This is a genomic window from Desulfobacterales bacterium, from assembly GCA_029211065.1.
Lineage (GTDB): Bacteria > Desulfobacterota > Desulfobacteria > Desulfobacterales > JARGFK01 > JARGFK01.
This window is the reverse complement of the sequence record JARGFK010000110.1, coordinates 1-15,231: the sequence shown is the minus strand read 5'-3', so window position 1 is coordinate 15,231 and position 15,231 is coordinate 1. Positions and strand designations below refer to the sequence as shown.

17 protein-coding genes are annotated in these 15,231 nt (G+C 52.7%); 13 read left to right on the top strand and 4 right to left on the bottom strand.

What is annotated here, in order from left to right:
• Positions 1-186: 186 nt before the first annotated feature.
• The 11 genes from P1P89_18800 to P1P89_18750 all read left to right on the top strand — a co-directional run bounded on the left by P1P89_18800 (position 187) and on the right by P1P89_18750 (position 8,657).
• A complete protein-coding gene (locus P1P89_18800) occupies positions 187-555 on the top strand; it encodes a PilZ domain-containing protein (protein MDF1593562.1) in 369 nt (122 codons plus the stop codon).
• Between the two features lie 134 nt (positions 556-689).
• Positions 690-1,082, top strand: a complete 393-nt coding sequence (locus P1P89_18795) for a roadblock/LC7 domain-containing protein (protein ID MDF1593561.1) — start codon at positions 690-692, stop codon at positions 1,080-1,082.
• Between the two features lie 6 nt (positions 1,083-1,088).
• On the top strand, positions 1,089-1,694 hold the full coding sequence (locus P1P89_18790; GenBank protein MDF1593560.1) for a GTPase domain-containing protein: 606 nt from the start codon (positions 1,089-1,091) through the stop codon (positions 1,692-1,694).
• Positions 1,695-1,782: 88 nt separating this feature from the next.
• Positions 1,783-2,070 carry a late competence development ComFB family protein gene (locus P1P89_18785; GenBank protein MDF1593559.1) on the top strand — a complete coding sequence of 96 codons (288 nt, stop codon included), beginning with the start codon at positions 1,783-1,785 and terminating at the stop codon, positions 2,068-2,070.
• A 217-nt stretch (positions 2,071-2,287) separates the two neighbouring features.
• Entirely contained in the window at positions 2,288-2,971 is a 684-nt protein-coding gene (locus P1P89_18780; protein ID MDF1593558.1) for an SDR family oxidoreductase, read from the top strand.
• A gap of 45 nt (positions 2,972-3,016) precedes the next feature.
• Positions 3,017-3,484 carry a dual specificity protein phosphatase gene (locus P1P89_18775; protein ID MDF1593557.1) on the top strand — a complete coding sequence of 156 codons (468 nt, stop codon included), beginning with the start codon at positions 3,017-3,019 and terminating at the stop codon, positions 3,482-3,484.
• Between the two features lie 152 nt (positions 3,485-3,636).
• The gene (locus tag P1P89_18770; GenBank protein ID MDF1593556.1) at positions 3,637-4,815 is read left to right on the top strand and encodes an ABC transporter substrate-binding protein; all 1,179 of its coding nucleotides are present in this window, start codon (positions 3,637-3,639) and stop codon (positions 4,813-4,815) included.
• Between the two features lie 94 nt (positions 4,816-4,909).
• Positions 4,910-5,833: a branched-chain amino acid ABC transporter permease gene (locus P1P89_18765; protein ID MDF1593555.1), complete on the top strand. Its 924-nt coding sequence runs from the start codon at positions 4,910-4,912 to the stop codon at positions 5,831-5,833.
• Between the two features lie 31 nt (positions 5,834-5,864).
• A complete protein-coding gene (locus tag P1P89_18760) occupies positions 5,865-7,193 on the top strand; it encodes a branched-chain amino acid ABC transporter permease (protein ID MDF1593554.1) in 1,329 nt (442 codons plus the stop codon).
• On the top strand, positions 7,174-7,944 hold the full coding sequence (locus P1P89_18755; GenBank protein MDF1593553.1) for an ABC transporter ATP-binding protein: 771 nt from the start codon (positions 7,174-7,176) through the stop codon (positions 7,942-7,944). The genes P1P89_18760 and P1P89_18755 overlap by 20 nt, the downstream gene beginning before the upstream one ends.
• Positions 7,941-8,657: an ABC transporter ATP-binding protein gene (locus P1P89_18750; GenBank protein MDF1593552.1), complete on the top strand. Its 717-nt coding sequence runs from the start codon at positions 7,941-7,943 to the stop codon at positions 8,655-8,657. The genes P1P89_18755 and P1P89_18750 overlap by 4 nt, the downstream gene beginning before the upstream one ends.
• Positions 8,658-8,832: 175 nt before the next feature.
• On the opposite strand, the gene P1P89_18745 is transcribed toward P1P89_18750, so the two are convergent.
• Genes P1P89_18745 through P1P89_18730 form a run of 4 tightly spaced genes read right to left on the bottom strand, consistent with a single transcriptional unit; the run spans position 8,833 to position 12,109 of the window.
• Positions 8,833-9,978, bottom strand: coding sequence for an ABC transporter permease (locus tag P1P89_18745; GenBank protein ID MDF1593551.1), 1,146 nt, complete (start codon positions 9,976-9,978; stop codon positions 8,833-8,835).
• Positions 9,971-10,930, bottom strand: a complete 960-nt coding sequence (locus tag P1P89_18740) for an ABC transporter ATP-binding protein (GenBank protein MDF1593550.1) — start codon at positions 10,928-10,930, stop codon at positions 9,971-9,973. The genes P1P89_18745 and P1P89_18740 overlap by 8 nt, the downstream gene beginning before the upstream one ends.
• Positions 10,927-11,154 (bottom strand): hypothetical protein, encoded by a 228-nt coding sequence (locus P1P89_18735; protein ID MDF1593549.1) that lies wholly within the window; start codon positions 11,152-11,154, stop codon positions 10,927-10,929. Before P1P89_18735 ends, P1P89_18740 begins: the two co-directional genes overlap by 4 nt.
• A 46-nt stretch (positions 11,155-11,200) precedes the next feature.
• Positions 11,201-12,109, bottom strand: coding sequence for a PD-(D/E)XK nuclease family protein (locus P1P89_18730; GenBank protein ID MDF1593548.1), 909 nt, complete (start codon positions 12,107-12,109; stop codon positions 11,201-11,203).
• 321 nt (positions 12,110-12,430) lie between these two features.
• Between P1P89_18730 and P1P89_18725 the strand changes: the two genes are divergently transcribed.
• Both P1P89_18725 and P1P89_18720 read left to right on the top strand, forming a co-directional pair.
• A complete protein-coding gene (locus P1P89_18725) occupies positions 12,431-14,494 on the top strand; it encodes a mechanosensitive ion channel (protein MDF1593547.1) in 2,064 nt (687 codons plus the stop codon).
• Positions 14,495-14,974: 480 nt separating this feature from the next.
• Positions 14,975-15,211 (top strand): hypothetical protein, encoded by a 237-nt coding sequence (locus P1P89_18720; GenBank protein MDF1593546.1) that lies wholly within the window; start codon positions 14,975-14,977, stop codon positions 15,209-15,211.
• Positions 15,212-15,231: the final 20 nt, after the last annotated feature.

The following is a 15,231-nucleotide window of genomic DNA, read 5'->3' as shown; positions in this document are numbered from 1 at the left end:
CGGAGTGAAATTTTTGTTAAAAAAGTCTCCGCCAATCTAAAATACGTCCGCGCTTAATATTAGGCGGTGGATTTAGGATCAGCGGCCACCTTGACGCAACAGTGGAATTATACTATGTATCCATTTTCGCCGAAAGGGCATTGAAGCCTGATTAAAAAAAGGGCGTGAAGAAGCGAGAGGTTATTCTTGCCGAAAAACAAAAGAAAATTCAGCCGCATTCCCGTTAAAGTCGACGCCGAATTGACGGTCGGGGATACGTCCTATCGTGTCGAGGAAATATTGAATCTCGGCATGGGGGGCTGCCGGCTGCCGGTCACAGCGGATTTTGAGGTGGGAACCGGTTGTCATGTGCGTATTTTACTGAACGCGGCCGAAAGCGAAATAAGCGTTGACATCGCCGGTAAAATCAAACGCAGTACCCCCGGAACGGTGGCTGTCCAGTTTACCCGGATTGATCCGGACAGCCTCTTTCATTTGCGAAACATCGTACGATATAATTGCCCGGATGCCGATGTCGTCGACAGGGAGATCCGCAAACACCCGGGTATCCGATAGCCCGTGACCCCCCGAAGGATAGGAACCAATTTTTATTGCATCGCATCGGAAAATTGATTATAGTCTAAAAATTATTGATTTTAGAGACAATTCAAACGCTTAATCGCGGCAACCATTTGAAAGGAGTAACATAATTGGATCATGCATTGGGTTCCGAGCAGCTGGATAAAATAGATCATATTCTGCAAACGGATCTCATGGACCTGGGTGTTCATTGTGTCGTTCTGCTGGACATGGCGGGCAACATTATTGCCGATCTTGATAATGGCAAGGCAAAGTTCGATGTGTATTCCCTGGCGGCCCTGGCTGCAGGCAATTTTGGCGCTGTGAGCACCATGGCGCAAATGATCGGCGAGGAAGAGATTCTGTTACTGTTTCATAAAGGTAAAAAAGAAAATATATATTTCAGCAAGATTTTAGCGGATTTTTTGCTGATCACCATATTCGGCCATGATTTGTCCCTGGGGTTTATACGCCTGAGAGTCGCCGAGGCAATCGAAAAGATCGAAAAGATCTTGGGGGCCTGATTACAGATGGCATTCGTTAATTTTAAAAAGCAGGAAGTTCAGATAAAAATCGTTTATTACGGCCCGGGGCGGGGCGGGAAGACAAGCAACCTGGAGCATGTCTTTCGGAAGTTTAAGGAACATATACTGACGGAGCTGGTTACCATCAAAACCCAGGGAGACCGCACTCTGTTTTTTGATTTTCTTCCTTTTGATATGGGAAAAATTGCGGGCTATGCTGTGAAAGTGCAGCTCTATACCGTACCCGGGCAGGCCATGTATAATTCCACCCGGCAATTGGTTTTAAAGGGCGTGGACGGCGTCGTGTTCGTGGCAGATTCGCTTGAAGCGATGCGAAAGAAAAATTTTGAGTCGCTCAAAAACCTTCAGGACAACTTGAAGTTGCACAAAAAAAGCATCTTCAAAATCCCCTGCGTGTTGCAATACAACAAAAGGGACCTGGCCGAACAGGGCATCCCGCTCATGCCCGTTGAAACCCTTGAAAAAGACCTTAATTCCCAGCTGAAAGTGCCTTCGTTTCAAGCCAGCGCCCTGAAAGGAACAAATGTGATGGAGACCCTGAAAAAGATAATCGTCCTGACGGTTTCCTCCATTGAAGACCAGCTGAAGTAGGGGATACTTACGAATTGCTAAAAAAGACGAACCCAATGTGCGCGCCGGACCGAACCGGGGGGTAGCAAAGAGGAGTTGAAAAAGCGATATGAATCTTGAAGCACTGTACACCTTCGGAAATACGTCGCTTTATAACATTCGAAATCGTAATGAACTGCGCGTGATCAAACTTCTTTGGGAAATCCTTTCGGAGCACCCCGACTATTCGCCCGAAGACCTCGATATTGAAGATATTTATGCCCTGACCTTAAACAAGCTGCCGGCTCATTATGTCCAGAAAGGGAGTATCGTATTGCACGATCCGGTGGACGACACGACCATCAGAGACGCCCTGCGCGCAGCCATCCAATCCGTCCGGCAGCGGCCCAATTACTGATTATGGATCACCTCCAAACGGGCCATAAGGCTGGGAAGCTATAAGAAATAAGAACCCGGCTAAAGGCTTACGGCTCAGGGAAAAAATGAATGCGTTTTATACCTTGCGCCTTGCGCCATGTGCCTTACGCCAAGTATTTAAATCTTATCAACTGTTTTAACTCCTTTCTTCCGACGACCAAGGGAAGAATATTATATAAAATAAAGGAGCGGCGATTATGTTATCCGTCATAATTACCGGAGCCAATCGTGGCATCGGATTTGAATTCGTCAGGGAATATAGCGCAGACGGCGCCCGGATTTTTGGCTGCTGCCGAAATCCGCAATCCGCGGACAGGCTTCAAAGTCTGGCGGCAAAATCAGGCGGCCGGATCACGATCCACCAAATGGACGTGACCGATCCGGCGGAGATTGCCGCACTTAAACAGGGGCTCGGTTCAACACCCATCGATATTCTGATAAATAACGCCGGCATCTCGGATGGCCATGAAACAGGCGTTGACTATGATATATGGGAAAAGGTTTTCCGGGTTAATTCCATCGCACCCTACCGGGTGAGTACGGCTTTTCGCGCCAATTTGGCGGCGGGTAATGAAAAAAAGCTCGCCACGATATCAAGCCACCTGGGCTCCATCGCCGACAATACGGGCGGGCGAACGGCTTACCGGTCATCCAAGGCGGCTGTCAATCAGGTCATGAAGGGGCTTGCGGCTGAATACCGGGTTGACGGCATCACCGTTATTATTCTTCATCCCGGCTGGGTCCGCACGGACATGGGGGGTGCCCAAGCGCCGGTATCACCCGTCGACAGTGCCCGGGGCCTCAAAGGGGTCATTGCCGCCGCAACGCTGGAAAACACCGGAAAATTCATTGATTATCAGGGAAAGGAATTGCCCTGGTGAACGGTTCCAGAAAGGGTGTGATCCTTGTCGCAACAGGAAAACGCTTTGGCCATTAACCGGCCTTCATCACCCCCGGACATTGTCTGGATAGTGCCGGGGTTTTCCCTGGGGTCCCGTCCCTACGATCATCAGCGCCAGGCGATCGCACATCTCGGAATTCAGGTCATCATTGCCCTGCATGAACCGGCGCAAGGAGAAACCGAAGACTGGCGGTTGTTGGGGGTGCGCCTGGTTCCGGTTCCGATGCCGGACTGGGTCGGGATTCCCCTTATAGGTTTTGACCGCGTGGTCGCGCTGATTTGCTCCTGTCTGGATGCGGGCCAGCCGGTACTGCTGCACTGCCTGGCCGGTATCAACCGGGCGCCCACCTTTGCGGCAGCGGTGTTGTGCCGTCGCCAGGGAATCGATGTTGACTCGGCCCTTGCAACCGTTCAGCGCGTCCGCCCGGCCGCCAGACCGACTTCGGAACAGGAAAAATCACTGCGGCAGTGGCAGGCCCTTCGTTGCATATAACTTGTTGATATAAAATACAATAATATATAATCGGACGGGTGTTTAGGCCTTTTTATTGCTGATATTGATTAAAGCGGATGGCTATGGTATGGACGCATTCAAGCTACCGATTTTTTTTGTGTTTAAGGGAACACTAACAAAAGGAGGTACACATGAAGAAAAAATTATTGTTGACGGCGATTTTCACGTGCGTTGCGGTGAGCCTTGTTTTCTGGGCCTGCGGACCGAAAGGTCCGGAAACCATAAAGATCGGCATCAATGCGCCGATTACCGGCGATATCCCCAAGGTCGGCGAGGGCACGAAATTTGCCGCGCAGATGTGGCTGGAAGATATCAATGCGGCCGGCGGGCTGCAGGTCGGGGACAAGAAGTATAAGGTCGAACTGGTCATTGAGGACAATGAGTCCAAGGCGGAATCGGCTGTTAAGGCCAACACCAAGATGATCACCGAAGACGGTGTTTTGGCGATTGTCGGACCGCAATCCTCCAAGCAGGCGGTACCGGCCGGCGAAGTCGCCAACAACTACAAAACCCCCATGATTACGCCCTGGTCCACCAACCCCAACACCACCAAGGATCGTCCCTATGTATTCCGCGCCTGCTTCCTGGATCCGTTCCAGGGGCCGGTCGTGGCCAAATTCGTAAAGGAGGAATACAAATTCACCAAGGCGGCCGTTCTTTACGATGTTGCCAGCGACTATCCCAAAGGGCTGGCAGAATTTTTCAAGGCTGCCTGGGAGGAACTCAACGGGGCCGGCTCGGTGGTGGCCTATGAGAGTTTTACCACCAAGGACGCGGACTTCAGCGCCCAGTTGACAAAAATCCGCAACTCCGGCGCGGAATTTTTATTTACGCCCCAGTATTACAATGAGGTGGCGCTGATCGTGCAGCAGGCTCATCAGCTGGGCTGGAACAAACCCATCGTCGGCAGCGATAGCTGGGGGTCGGCTGAAACGGTCAAACTTTGCGGAAAGGACTGCTTCGGCCTGTTCTTCAGCACGCACTATGCCGCGGCCGGCGCCAAAGGGGCCACCAAGGAGTTCATCGACCGATATAATCAGAAGCACGGCTACGTTCCCGATGATGTGGGCGCCTTGACCTGGGATGCCATTCGCATTGTCCAGAAGGCGATTGAAGGCGCCGGCAAGCTCACCGGCGACATTAAAAAGGACCGTAAGGCCGTTCGCGATGCCATGGCGGCCATCAAGAACTTTGAGGGCATCACCGGCGCGATGACCTTTAATGAAAGCGGCGATCCGAGCAAATGTGCCGTTATCGTTAAAATCAACGACGCCGGCGAATTTGAATTCTTTAAGGCGGTTTGTCCATAAAAAATCCTGACAGGCTGTTGCGGTTCAGCTGTATTAAAGTGGTTTTCAGAACGATTTTTCGATCGATGGAATTCATTCGCAAGGATTTTTTTTGATGACCGTTTTTATCCAGAACCTGATTAATGCACTGCAATGGGGCAGTTTCTATGCCCTGATCGCACTGGGGTACTCGATGGTCTATAGTATCCTGATGCTGTTTAATTTTGCCCACGGCGACATCTTCATGGTCGGCGCTTACATCGGGTACGGGGTAGCGGCAGGTCTGGTGGCGCTGAGCGCCATGGGCGCCCTGGCGTTGCCCGGCTGGTTGATCCTGGTCCTGACCATCCTTATTTCAATGTTCCTCACATCGTTTGTGGGCATCTTGGTGGAGCGGGTCGGTTATCGGCCGCTGCGTGAGGCCCCGCGGGCGTCGGCGGCCATTACCGGTCTGATGATCGGCATTATTCTGGAAACCGGCAATCTGATCCTGCTTGGCGCCCAGCGGGTCAAATTTCCGTCTTTGATTCAAACCGTCACCTACAACCTGGGCAGCGTCTATGTGACCAACCAGAAAATCATGATTGTGGGGGTTTCGCTGGCGCTGGCAGCTGCGTTGCACCAGTTTATCAAGCGGACCAAGTGGGGTATGGCCATGCGGGCCATGGCCTTTGATTACGCGGTTGTTCCCCTCATGGGGGTGCCGCTGAACCGGATGATCGCCCTGACCTTCGGCCTGGGGTCGGCCCTTGCGGCCGCAGCCGGGATTCTTTTCGGAGTGGCCTATCCTGTCCTGGACCCCTATATGGGGATTGTTTTCGGATGGAAGGCCTTTGTCGCATCCATTCTGGGCGGCCGGGGTTCCGTTGTCGGGGCGACGCTGGCGGGATTTCTGCTGGGCTTTATCGAAATCTTCGTGGCGATGATCTTCCCATCGACCATGCGCGATTTTATTGCCTATTCCATTATCCTGCTGATTCTGGCCTTTCGGCCCCATGGATTTTTCGGTGAAGCATACAGCGCCCGGCTCAGGCTATAGAAGGGCAAGATAAAATACAAGGTTTAAACAGATGGCATCAGAGGTTAAATCAACCGCAGCAGTCGGCAATCGAATCCGGCAGCATGCCGTTCGCTGGTTCGGCCACGTCCCCCTGATCGGCTGGTTTACGGGCATTCTGGCGGCCGTCTTGCTCGAGATCCTGGTGGGCCTGCAGCTTGCCTGGGTCCTGGGGATGCCCAAGGTGCCGATGCTTTTCGGTCTTGTGATCATGTTGAAAAAACCGCTGCTGATACCGTCAACCGTTCTGTATATGGCGCTGATCTATGCGCTTCCGGTTCTGGTTGTGGGACGGCTCAGCGCCGGGGTCATGAACCGGGTGGCTGCAAAACTGCTGGGCATCTCCAGCGTTTTTGCGGTGCTTGTTCATCTAACGCTTTTTTATGTGATCCTGCATCTGTGGGCGGGCATCAGCGATTATCGCGTTCTGATTGTCAAGCTCATCCTGATCGCGGTGATGCTGACCTTGAGCCTGAACATCATCAACGGGTATATGGGCGAGTTTTCCTGCTCCCATCCCGGGTTCATGGCCCTGGGGGCATATACGGCTTCGGTCGTCACCGTTCTGCTGTTTGTGGATGACAGTCTCTTCGGGCCGGCGCTCCTGCCGCCGGCCTGGGGTCCGTTCTTTTTTCCCCTTGCCCTCATCATGGGGGGGCTGGCGGCTGCGGTGGGGGCCCTGGCGGTGGCCATTCCGTCCTTTCGCACCCGCGGGGATTATCTGGCGATTATTTCCCTGGCGTTTATGTTTATCGTCAAAAGCCTGATTGAAAATCTCGAGGTGGTGGGCGGACCGCGCGGCCTGCGCAGCCAGCCGGACTGGGCCAGCCTGCCGGTGGTGTTTGCCGTCACCGTTCTTTGCGTCTGGATCATCAATAATTTTGTGCGTTCCACCCTGGGAAAAGCGCTCAATGCGGTCCGCGACAACGAGATGGCCGCGGAGGCCATGACCGTGGATACCCGGCGCACCAAAATCGTGGCGTTCCTGTTCGCAGCCTTCTGGGCGGGTGTCGCCGGCGGACTGTTTGCCCATGTCCTGCGCTATGTCAATCCGAGTACGTTCGGCATCCAGCAACTGGCGGAGGTCCTGGCGATGGTCTATTTCGGGGGGCTCAATTCCGTGTACGGGTCCATCGTGGGTGCCGTGGGCATTAATCTGCTCAGCGAAGCGCTGCGGCCGCTGGAAATATTCAAATGGATCATTATCCCCCTGCTGCTGATCCTGGTCATGATTTTTCGACCCACCGGACTGATCGCTTTTAAAGAGTTTGATGCCTTTAAACTGGTACAGCCGAAATTGCAACCGAAAGAAGAGGTGCCCCGTGTCGCTGCTGCGCGTTGAGAAGGTGACGCACTATTTTGGCGGGCTCAAGGCCGTGTCGGATTATAACCTCGACATCACCCCCGGCCAGGTCAGGGGGTTGATCGGTCCCAACGGCGCCGGCAAAACCACCATTTTTAACCTGATCACCGGAATTTACCAGCCCAGCGAAGGGGAAATTTATCTGGCCGGCCATAAGCTGAACGGACGCTCCCCTCACCAGATCGCCTCGCTGGGCATCGGCCGGACATTTCAGAACATGCTCCTGTGGCGCCACATGACCGTTCTGGAACATGTCAAAATGGCCCGTTACGCCAAACTGAGTTACGGCCTGCTGGGCGCATTTTTCGGTACGGCCCGCCGGCACCGGGAAGAGGCCGAAGGTGAGCAAAGGGCGCTTGAGCTTCTCAAGATGATGGGGGTCGACCATCTTTCCGACCAAATTGTGACGAACCTGCCTTACGGCGCCCAGCGGCGGGTGGAAATGGCCCGGGCCCTGGCAACGGAACCCCGGATTTTGTTTCTGGATGAACCCACTGCCGGCATGAACCCGGAGGAACTGGTACAGATGATGAAGATCATCCGCCAGGTCCACGCGGAATTGGGACTGGCCATTTTTATGATCGAGCATCGCATGAAAGTGGTGATGGAGCTTTGCGGGCAGATCCAGACCCTGGTTTTCGGCGAGGTGATCGCCGAGGGAACGCCGGCGGAAATTCAAAATAACCCCAAGGTGATCGAAGCGTATCTGGGCAAGGAGGTGGTGCATTGACGCTGTTGTCGGTTGAAGAACTGCGGGTTTCCTACGGCAACATCAAGGCCCTGCAGGGCCTGAATTTCAAAATCGACCGGGGTGAGATCGTCTGCATTATCGGCGCCAACGGCGCCGGCAAGAGCACGACCCTGCGGGCCATCTCCCGGCTGGTGCCGGTGGAGGCGGGTACGCGCATGTTTTATGACGGCGTCGATCTGGCATCGTATGCGGCCGATGAAGTCGTCAGCAAGCTGGGCATCTCGCACGTACCCGAGGGCCGGCGCCTGTTTGATAATCTGACGGTTATGGAAAACCTCAAGCTGGCGACCTTTGCCAGAAAGGACACCGACCGCATCGGCAAGGACATCGACCGGGTGTTTTCCATTTTCCCGCGCCTGCAGGAACGCGTGAAGCAGAAGGCCGGCACCCTCAGCGGCGGCGAGCAGCAGATGCTGGCGGTGGGCCGGGCGTATATGAGCGGACGGAAAGTGATGCTGCTGGACGAGCCCTCCATGGGCCTGGCGCCCCTGCTGATGATGAGCATGTTCGAGGCCCTCAAAGAAATCAACCAGGAAGGCACCACGATCCTGCTGGTGGAGCAGAATGCCCGGCTGGCCCTGCAGTTTGCCCGGCGCGGATATGTGCTGGAGAACGGCCATATCGTGACCGAAGGCCCCTCCGAAGCCCTGCTGAATGATCCCGAGGTTAAAAAAGCCTACCTGGGCGGCTGATCTTCCGCCAAAGGAATTTCCCTATTTGCGATAGAACCCATCTCAAAAATACAGATGGGGTTCGATGGCAAGGCATCTGCCGATGAGAAAGCGGAGCATACACGGGAGTATGTGAGTATTTAGAATCGGCAGATAACGCAGCCATCGGGCGGTAGATGTGTTTTTGAGATGGGTTCTAGTGCCATTTGAAAATCTTCAGCCCCACGGCAAAGAAAAAAACGCCGATGGCCGTCAGGATAGCGGCAGGAACTGAAATTTCAGAGAATCCGGCGCCTTCGATGAAAACGGACCTTAACCCATCCGCCAGCAGGGTCAGGGGCAATTTCTGGATGAAGGGGAGGCTCCATTCCGGAAAGTTGTGGTAGCTGAAAAAGATTCCTGAAAGGACCATCATGGGCATGACCACCACGTTAATGAGGCCGTTGCCGGTTTCGGTCTTTTCCGTCCGGGCGGAGACGAAAATGGCAATGCCGGCAAAGGCGATATTGCCTGCGAGGAAAACGGCAAAGAGCGCCGCCGGACTTCCCTGGATGCTGGTGCTGAAAACCAGGTAGGCAAAAATACAGAGAAGGGTAGATTCAATCAGGTTCATTGCCATCCGAACGATCATCAGGGCCATCAGCAGGTGGGATTTACGCATGGGGGTCGCCACCATTCTGCGCAGCAGCTTCTGGGACCTTTTTTCGATCATCCCGTAGCTGATGCCCCACATGCAGGACATCATGATTCCCATGGCGATGAGTCCGGGAACGAGAAAATCGATATAACGGGTCCCCCTGACGGTTAATGCTTTGATGTCGGCTGTCTCGTCCCCGGGGGGCGCCTCTTTGCCGCCGAGGATCTTGGAAAGTTTCAGATAGGTGAGCTGGGCGTCCGGGTTTGACGGATCAAAATGGTACTGGAGTCGGTTATCCGTTTGGGTGATCACCACGCTTAAACTCCCGCGTTTCATCAGCGTCATGGCCTTTTCCCGGCCGGTTTTCTGAAAAAGAAAGGTGGTATTGCCCAGCTGCGCGTCCTTTATGATGATTTTATAGCGGTCCGGTTCATCCCCGTCGGCTTTTATTCTTTCAGCTTTCTGCTGCAGAAATAAATCTATACCGGCCGGCAGTTGGGTTGCGGATATGCTGATGCGGCCTGAATCGATCAGGGCCACATTTCGGACAATATCCGCCTTCTTGGTAAACGCGATCCCCAAGCCCAGGGACATGAGCATCGGAAAGATAATGCCCCAGAAGAGGACTTCGGGTTCCCGGATAACTTCCCTAAAATGGGCCGAGACCAGGTGAAAGAGTTGTTCCCGTCGAATCAGTTTATTCATGCAGGCGCCTGCCCGTCATGGACGTAAAAAGATCGTCCAGTGTTGTTCTTCTGCACTCCAAATTTTTAAGGCGCAGGTTTTTCAATTTAAGAAAGCTCAAAAATTCCGGCAATTGCGACTCCATTTGGGTAAGTGTGATAAAACCTTTCTCATTTCCGGCGTTCCACTGAATCGGAAAGGGTGCGTCTGTATTCAACTCATCGTGAGCGGGACAGTTCGGCTCCAATGTAAATTCAATGATTTTTTTGCCGTGGTCATTATCCAGCAGCTCTTTGAGGGTGCCTTCCTTTAAAATAGAGCCATGATCGATGATAATGATATGGTCACACAGGCGTTCGGCCTCTTCCATGTAATGGGTGGTGAGGATCAGCGAGGTTTGCGAGCTTTCCTTTAGATTGAGCAGGATCGACCAGATTTCCCGCCGGGCGTTGGGATCCAGGCCGGTGGTGGGCTCATCCAGCAGCAGAATTTTGGGACGGTTAAGCAGTGCGATTCCCAGGGCCAGGCGTTGGCGCTGGCCGCCGGAGAGATTGCCCACATAAGATTTCCATTTTTCTTCAAGGCCGATGGTCTCGATGATTTCGGAAACCCGCTGCCGGTCTAGCTGATAAAAACTGGCAAAGAGCCGCAGCGTTTCCCAGACGGTTAATTTGTTGATAAAGTGGGTTTCCTGCAGGGAGATGCCGATGATCCGGTGAAGGGACTCTTCGTTGCCCTTCCACTTTTCTCCCATAATCAGGATGTCGCCGCTGTCCGGTGTCTGAATGCCCTCGATCATTTCCACCAGGGTTGTCTTGCCGGCGCCGTTGGGGCCCAGCAGCGCCGTAAACTGGCCCTGGTCGATACGCAAATCAACGCCCTTGACAGCCTGGACCGTCTTAAAGGATTTAAAAACCGATTTTACCTCGATGACAGGATCTGCCTTGGTGAATGGTGTAAAGTTTTGATTCATTTTCCGATGACAGCGCCGCAGGTTTCACAGCGGTATTTGATGGATACGGTTTCCGCAGAGACCTCTTCAAAGTCATTGCGCCTGTAGCCGGATCTTTCAAAGCATTCCGGACAATGGCCGTCTCCCAGTTCGTCGGCGCTGATGGTTAAGTCGCAGTGCCGGCAGCGCAATCGTTTTTGCGGTCCGGGCAGCAGCACCAGGTTTTTATGATCACAAGCATTCATCAGTTATTTGGATGCTGGGAGTATTGTTATTTCTCCCAACGTTATTTCAGGTGAAACAAACCTTTTTAAAGTTGCAGCGGTCGTGAATTTTGTCATCATCGACTTTTTTAAAAAATTCTTCATCTTTCGGGGTGTTGTTTTTTACATCCACCAGCAGAGACTGCATGTCCGCCACGCTCCCCTTGATATAGGAGCGGGTGTCCCGGATCTCTCCTTTGCCGATTTGAAATTCGGCTTTCTGGTCGGACAAAAGGTTATATTCGATCAGCCGGATCTGATCCGGTTTGACCTTCCAGTGTTCCTGGGCGTACATGGCGTAGCAGGAGAGCTGCAGGGAAACATCCTCCCGGGTCGTCCGGCCGGTTTTCCAATCCACGATGGTGACGCCGCCATCGCTCCGAAAGCTGCAGTCCAGCACCGCCCAGATCTTGATGCCGTTCAGAAAAAAGAACGAAAAGTCCTCGATCTCCAGCCAGTTTTCAGGCGGCAGGTTTTTTAATTCGCCGAACAGCTTTGATCCGTAGAAATTTTTGAGACATTGGGTCACGTTTTCCGCCATGCGCTTCCACTCGGCATCTTCCAGTCCGGACTCGTATTCATGCTCAAACAAGGCGCAGGTCTTCGGATGGGTGCGGTACCGTTTTTCTCTTGAGGAGCGGAACTCTTCGCGCATCCGGTCGATGGTGATGGCGATAATCTCCTTCGCGCCCAGGACCGATATGTCCCGCTGCAGGTTTTTCAGGGTATGCTTGATGCACTGATGCACCAGGTCGCCCGCCCACATGAACCGGTTCTTGAGATTCTTCAACATGTAAATCTGCCAGGTCCGCTGGGGCGCGGTCGCCTTCCAGCCGCCCCAGTATCCATAATAATTGAAATAGTACTGGCGCGGGCAGGTCATAAAGACCTCGTCCCGGGATTTGGACCAGGAAAATTCATTGCGGATTTCAGCCATGACAGGTGTATATAACAAAAAAGCGGGGGTGACAAGAACGGCGCCGACTCAAAGATAGAAACATAATATTTCTCAGACAGGATCAACCGGATCGATCGGATGTGCCACCCGCCCTGTAAAAATCTATTTTAGGCATGGCGGGCGGATTCTTTCAGCCTGCCGTAGCGTAATTTTAACAAAAAGGGGTCAATCCAGTAAAAAGGAAAATGCGCCAGGGGCTTATCCGTATAATCCCATTGTTTTTGACAATCCAGCCGTCTCGGTTTATATTCAAAATAATTCCACTGTTATGAGAAATTCAGCCTACCCGGGGAGCAGGAGATGATACGAAAAAAAATTTTTAAACGAGCGATTTTTATTTTTACAGTCCTGACGTTATCCCTGATTCTAAACTCCGAGGGAGCGTCTGCAGAGGAAAACATCGCATCCTCCGGGGATGCACCCGCTATTTCACTGCCTGAAGACATGGGAAGCGCCATGTCCCGGGAAGTCGGCCAGGTCAAGGAAGATATTCAAAAGCAGGCCCGTTCGCTGTTTGAAAGGACGCCCCTGGGCTGGAACCGAATGACCATTGATGATCTGGCCGGCTGGTTTGTCGATCTGCCGGCCAAGGCGCCCTCGTTCTGGGGATATGTTAAAAAACAAGGCCGCCTGATCGGTTTCGTGGGTTCGCTATTGCTACTCGCATTCATTCTCGCGGTTTTCTACAGCTTTTTCTGGCAGGATCGGATTCTGGCGCGTCTGGAAAAACAGGTGCAACCCCTGACCGAACGCCTGCCGCCTTCAGTTACTCCCTATCTCATATCCACTTTCAGGGTCATCGTGGGCGTCTTGCTGCCTCTGATACTGCTGGGCCTGTTTTCAATGATCATCGCCTTTATCCCCCAGCGCTCGGTCTGGCTGGTATTCACCCGCCAGATTCTGTTGCTGTGGCTGATCGGGGCCCTTGTGTTGCGGTTGCTTGGCGAACTGCTCTTGCGGGACCTTCTGAAGGTCGAGCTGCATTACGGCAAAACCATTTTCCTGTTTTCACGCCTCGTTACAATCTATGCACTGAGTTGCATTGCTTTTCTGTGGGGGGCCGAGGCTTTTCGGATCCGGGATGACGTCCAGGCGCTGTTTTATTTTATCGTCGCGCTGTCTATCGTCTGCGCTCTGCTGCTGCTCGTTTTTCAGAAAAAAGCCCTGCTGTCGTTTCTGCCCCAGCTGCCCTACAAGGGGTATCAAACCTTTCTCAACCTGCTGGATCGGTTTTACCTGCCGGTCATGCTCCTGACCTTTCTCACCGGCCTGCTCTGGTGTTTCGGCTTTCGTCGCTTTGCCGAAACCTTCTGGGTCCGGACCTGGCTCTTGACCGGCGTCTTGGTCCTGATTCTAGGCGTCTACCATCTAAGCCAGAAGGGACTTCGGGTATGGATCGCCAAAAAAGACCCCGCCGAAAAGCAGGTGCAGTTTCTTTACCGGTCATTCCGGATGATCCTGATTTACGCAACCTTGGTCGGCGCCCTGTACGTGACGCTACGGCTGCTGGGGTTTCAGGGCTACCTCCAGCGCGTGCTCTCCTTTCCGCTGATGCATGTGGGCCAGACGCCGATTTCAGTCTGGCTGCTCATCGAGGCCGCCATTATCCTGATCGCTTTTATCTACCTGGTCCGGCTGCTGCAGGCTTACCTCGACTACAAGGTGTATCCCAGCATCGGTGTGGAGCCCGGCATGGCCTATGCCCTGAACACCTTTATCAAATATTTCGGCTTCGCAGTGGGGATCGTATTTGCGTTTAATTTCGTGGGGTTCGACCTGCGTGCGTTCATGGTCTTTGCCGGTGCAGCCGGCATCGGTATCGGCCTCGGCCTGCAAAGTATGGCTGCCAATATCATTAGCGGATTTTCCATCGTTTTCGGCCGCAAGATCAGAAAAGACGACTGGATTCAGGTGGGGGACACCCGTGGCGTGGTCACGGACATTTACCTGCGGGCTTCAAAATTGCGCACCCGTGACAACATCGAATACCTGATCCCCAACTCCGATTTTATGACCCAAACCACCGTCAATTACACCCTTTCGTCGCCGCTGATCCGGGTTCACATTCCGGTGGGCGTATCCTACGATGCCGATCCCGAACAGGTCCGGCAGATCCTGCTGGAAGTCGCCAAGGCCAACCGCAACGTCCACCGCCGCCGCAAGCCGGAAGTCTTTTTTGACGCCTACGGCGACAGCTCCATCAACTTCGACCTGCTGGTTTGGATGGACCTGCGCAAAATCGGCGAAAACCGGCTGCGCAGCGAACTCTATTACAAAATATTCGAAGCGCTGAAAAAGGCCGGCATTGAAATCCCCTTTCCCCAGCGCGATCTGCATATCCGTTCCGGACTGCCTGCCGCTTAAAAATAGAGTGTTGTTTTAGGTCCTTAAGCGATAGGTGCGCTTTGGCGCATTATCATTAATGATTATATAAAGTTAGGGTTTTTAGCAGCATTGATCTACATATTTCTAGAGAAAAAATCTACAGAATATGTTGCTCCTTTTTATTGATTGAAGCGCCTTTACCCCGCTTTTATCCCCTATTGCTCAAAAACATCTCTCGTGCCAACGGTCTTTTTGCAAAATATTATCATGATATCAATTGGTTATTTTATAATAAATTAATTTGTTTTATTGGGCTGTTTTTTAGTAACGGAACCTATACTGGCACTAAAAGTGCTTGTATTAAAGTTACCCTTTAATGAAAATCGGAGCTGTTTCCGCTAGTGGGAATATCGTTTTGCTCTAAAAAACGTTAAAGGTGGATATATCAGGCAGGAATCTGAAAGCTTGCAGGCGCGATGAGGATCCCATATCGTCAACCCGTAAGCGAGGGGGGAAAACATGAATATGTCGGAAAAAATTACACCTGTGGAGAGGCGCTTTGGCATGATTGCCATTGAAAAAGGATTTATTACGAAAGCACAGCTCACCGACGCTTTGAAAGAGCAGGTTGAGGAAGAGGTGGAACTGGGAACCCACAGATTCATCGGGGCCATATTGGTTGAAAAGAAAGAGATCGATTTAGAACAGCTTGGAGCTGTGATTTTTGCGCTTGAGTCGGGCCAAGGCCATAAATAGCACGAAAGCGGAGGCGCTCC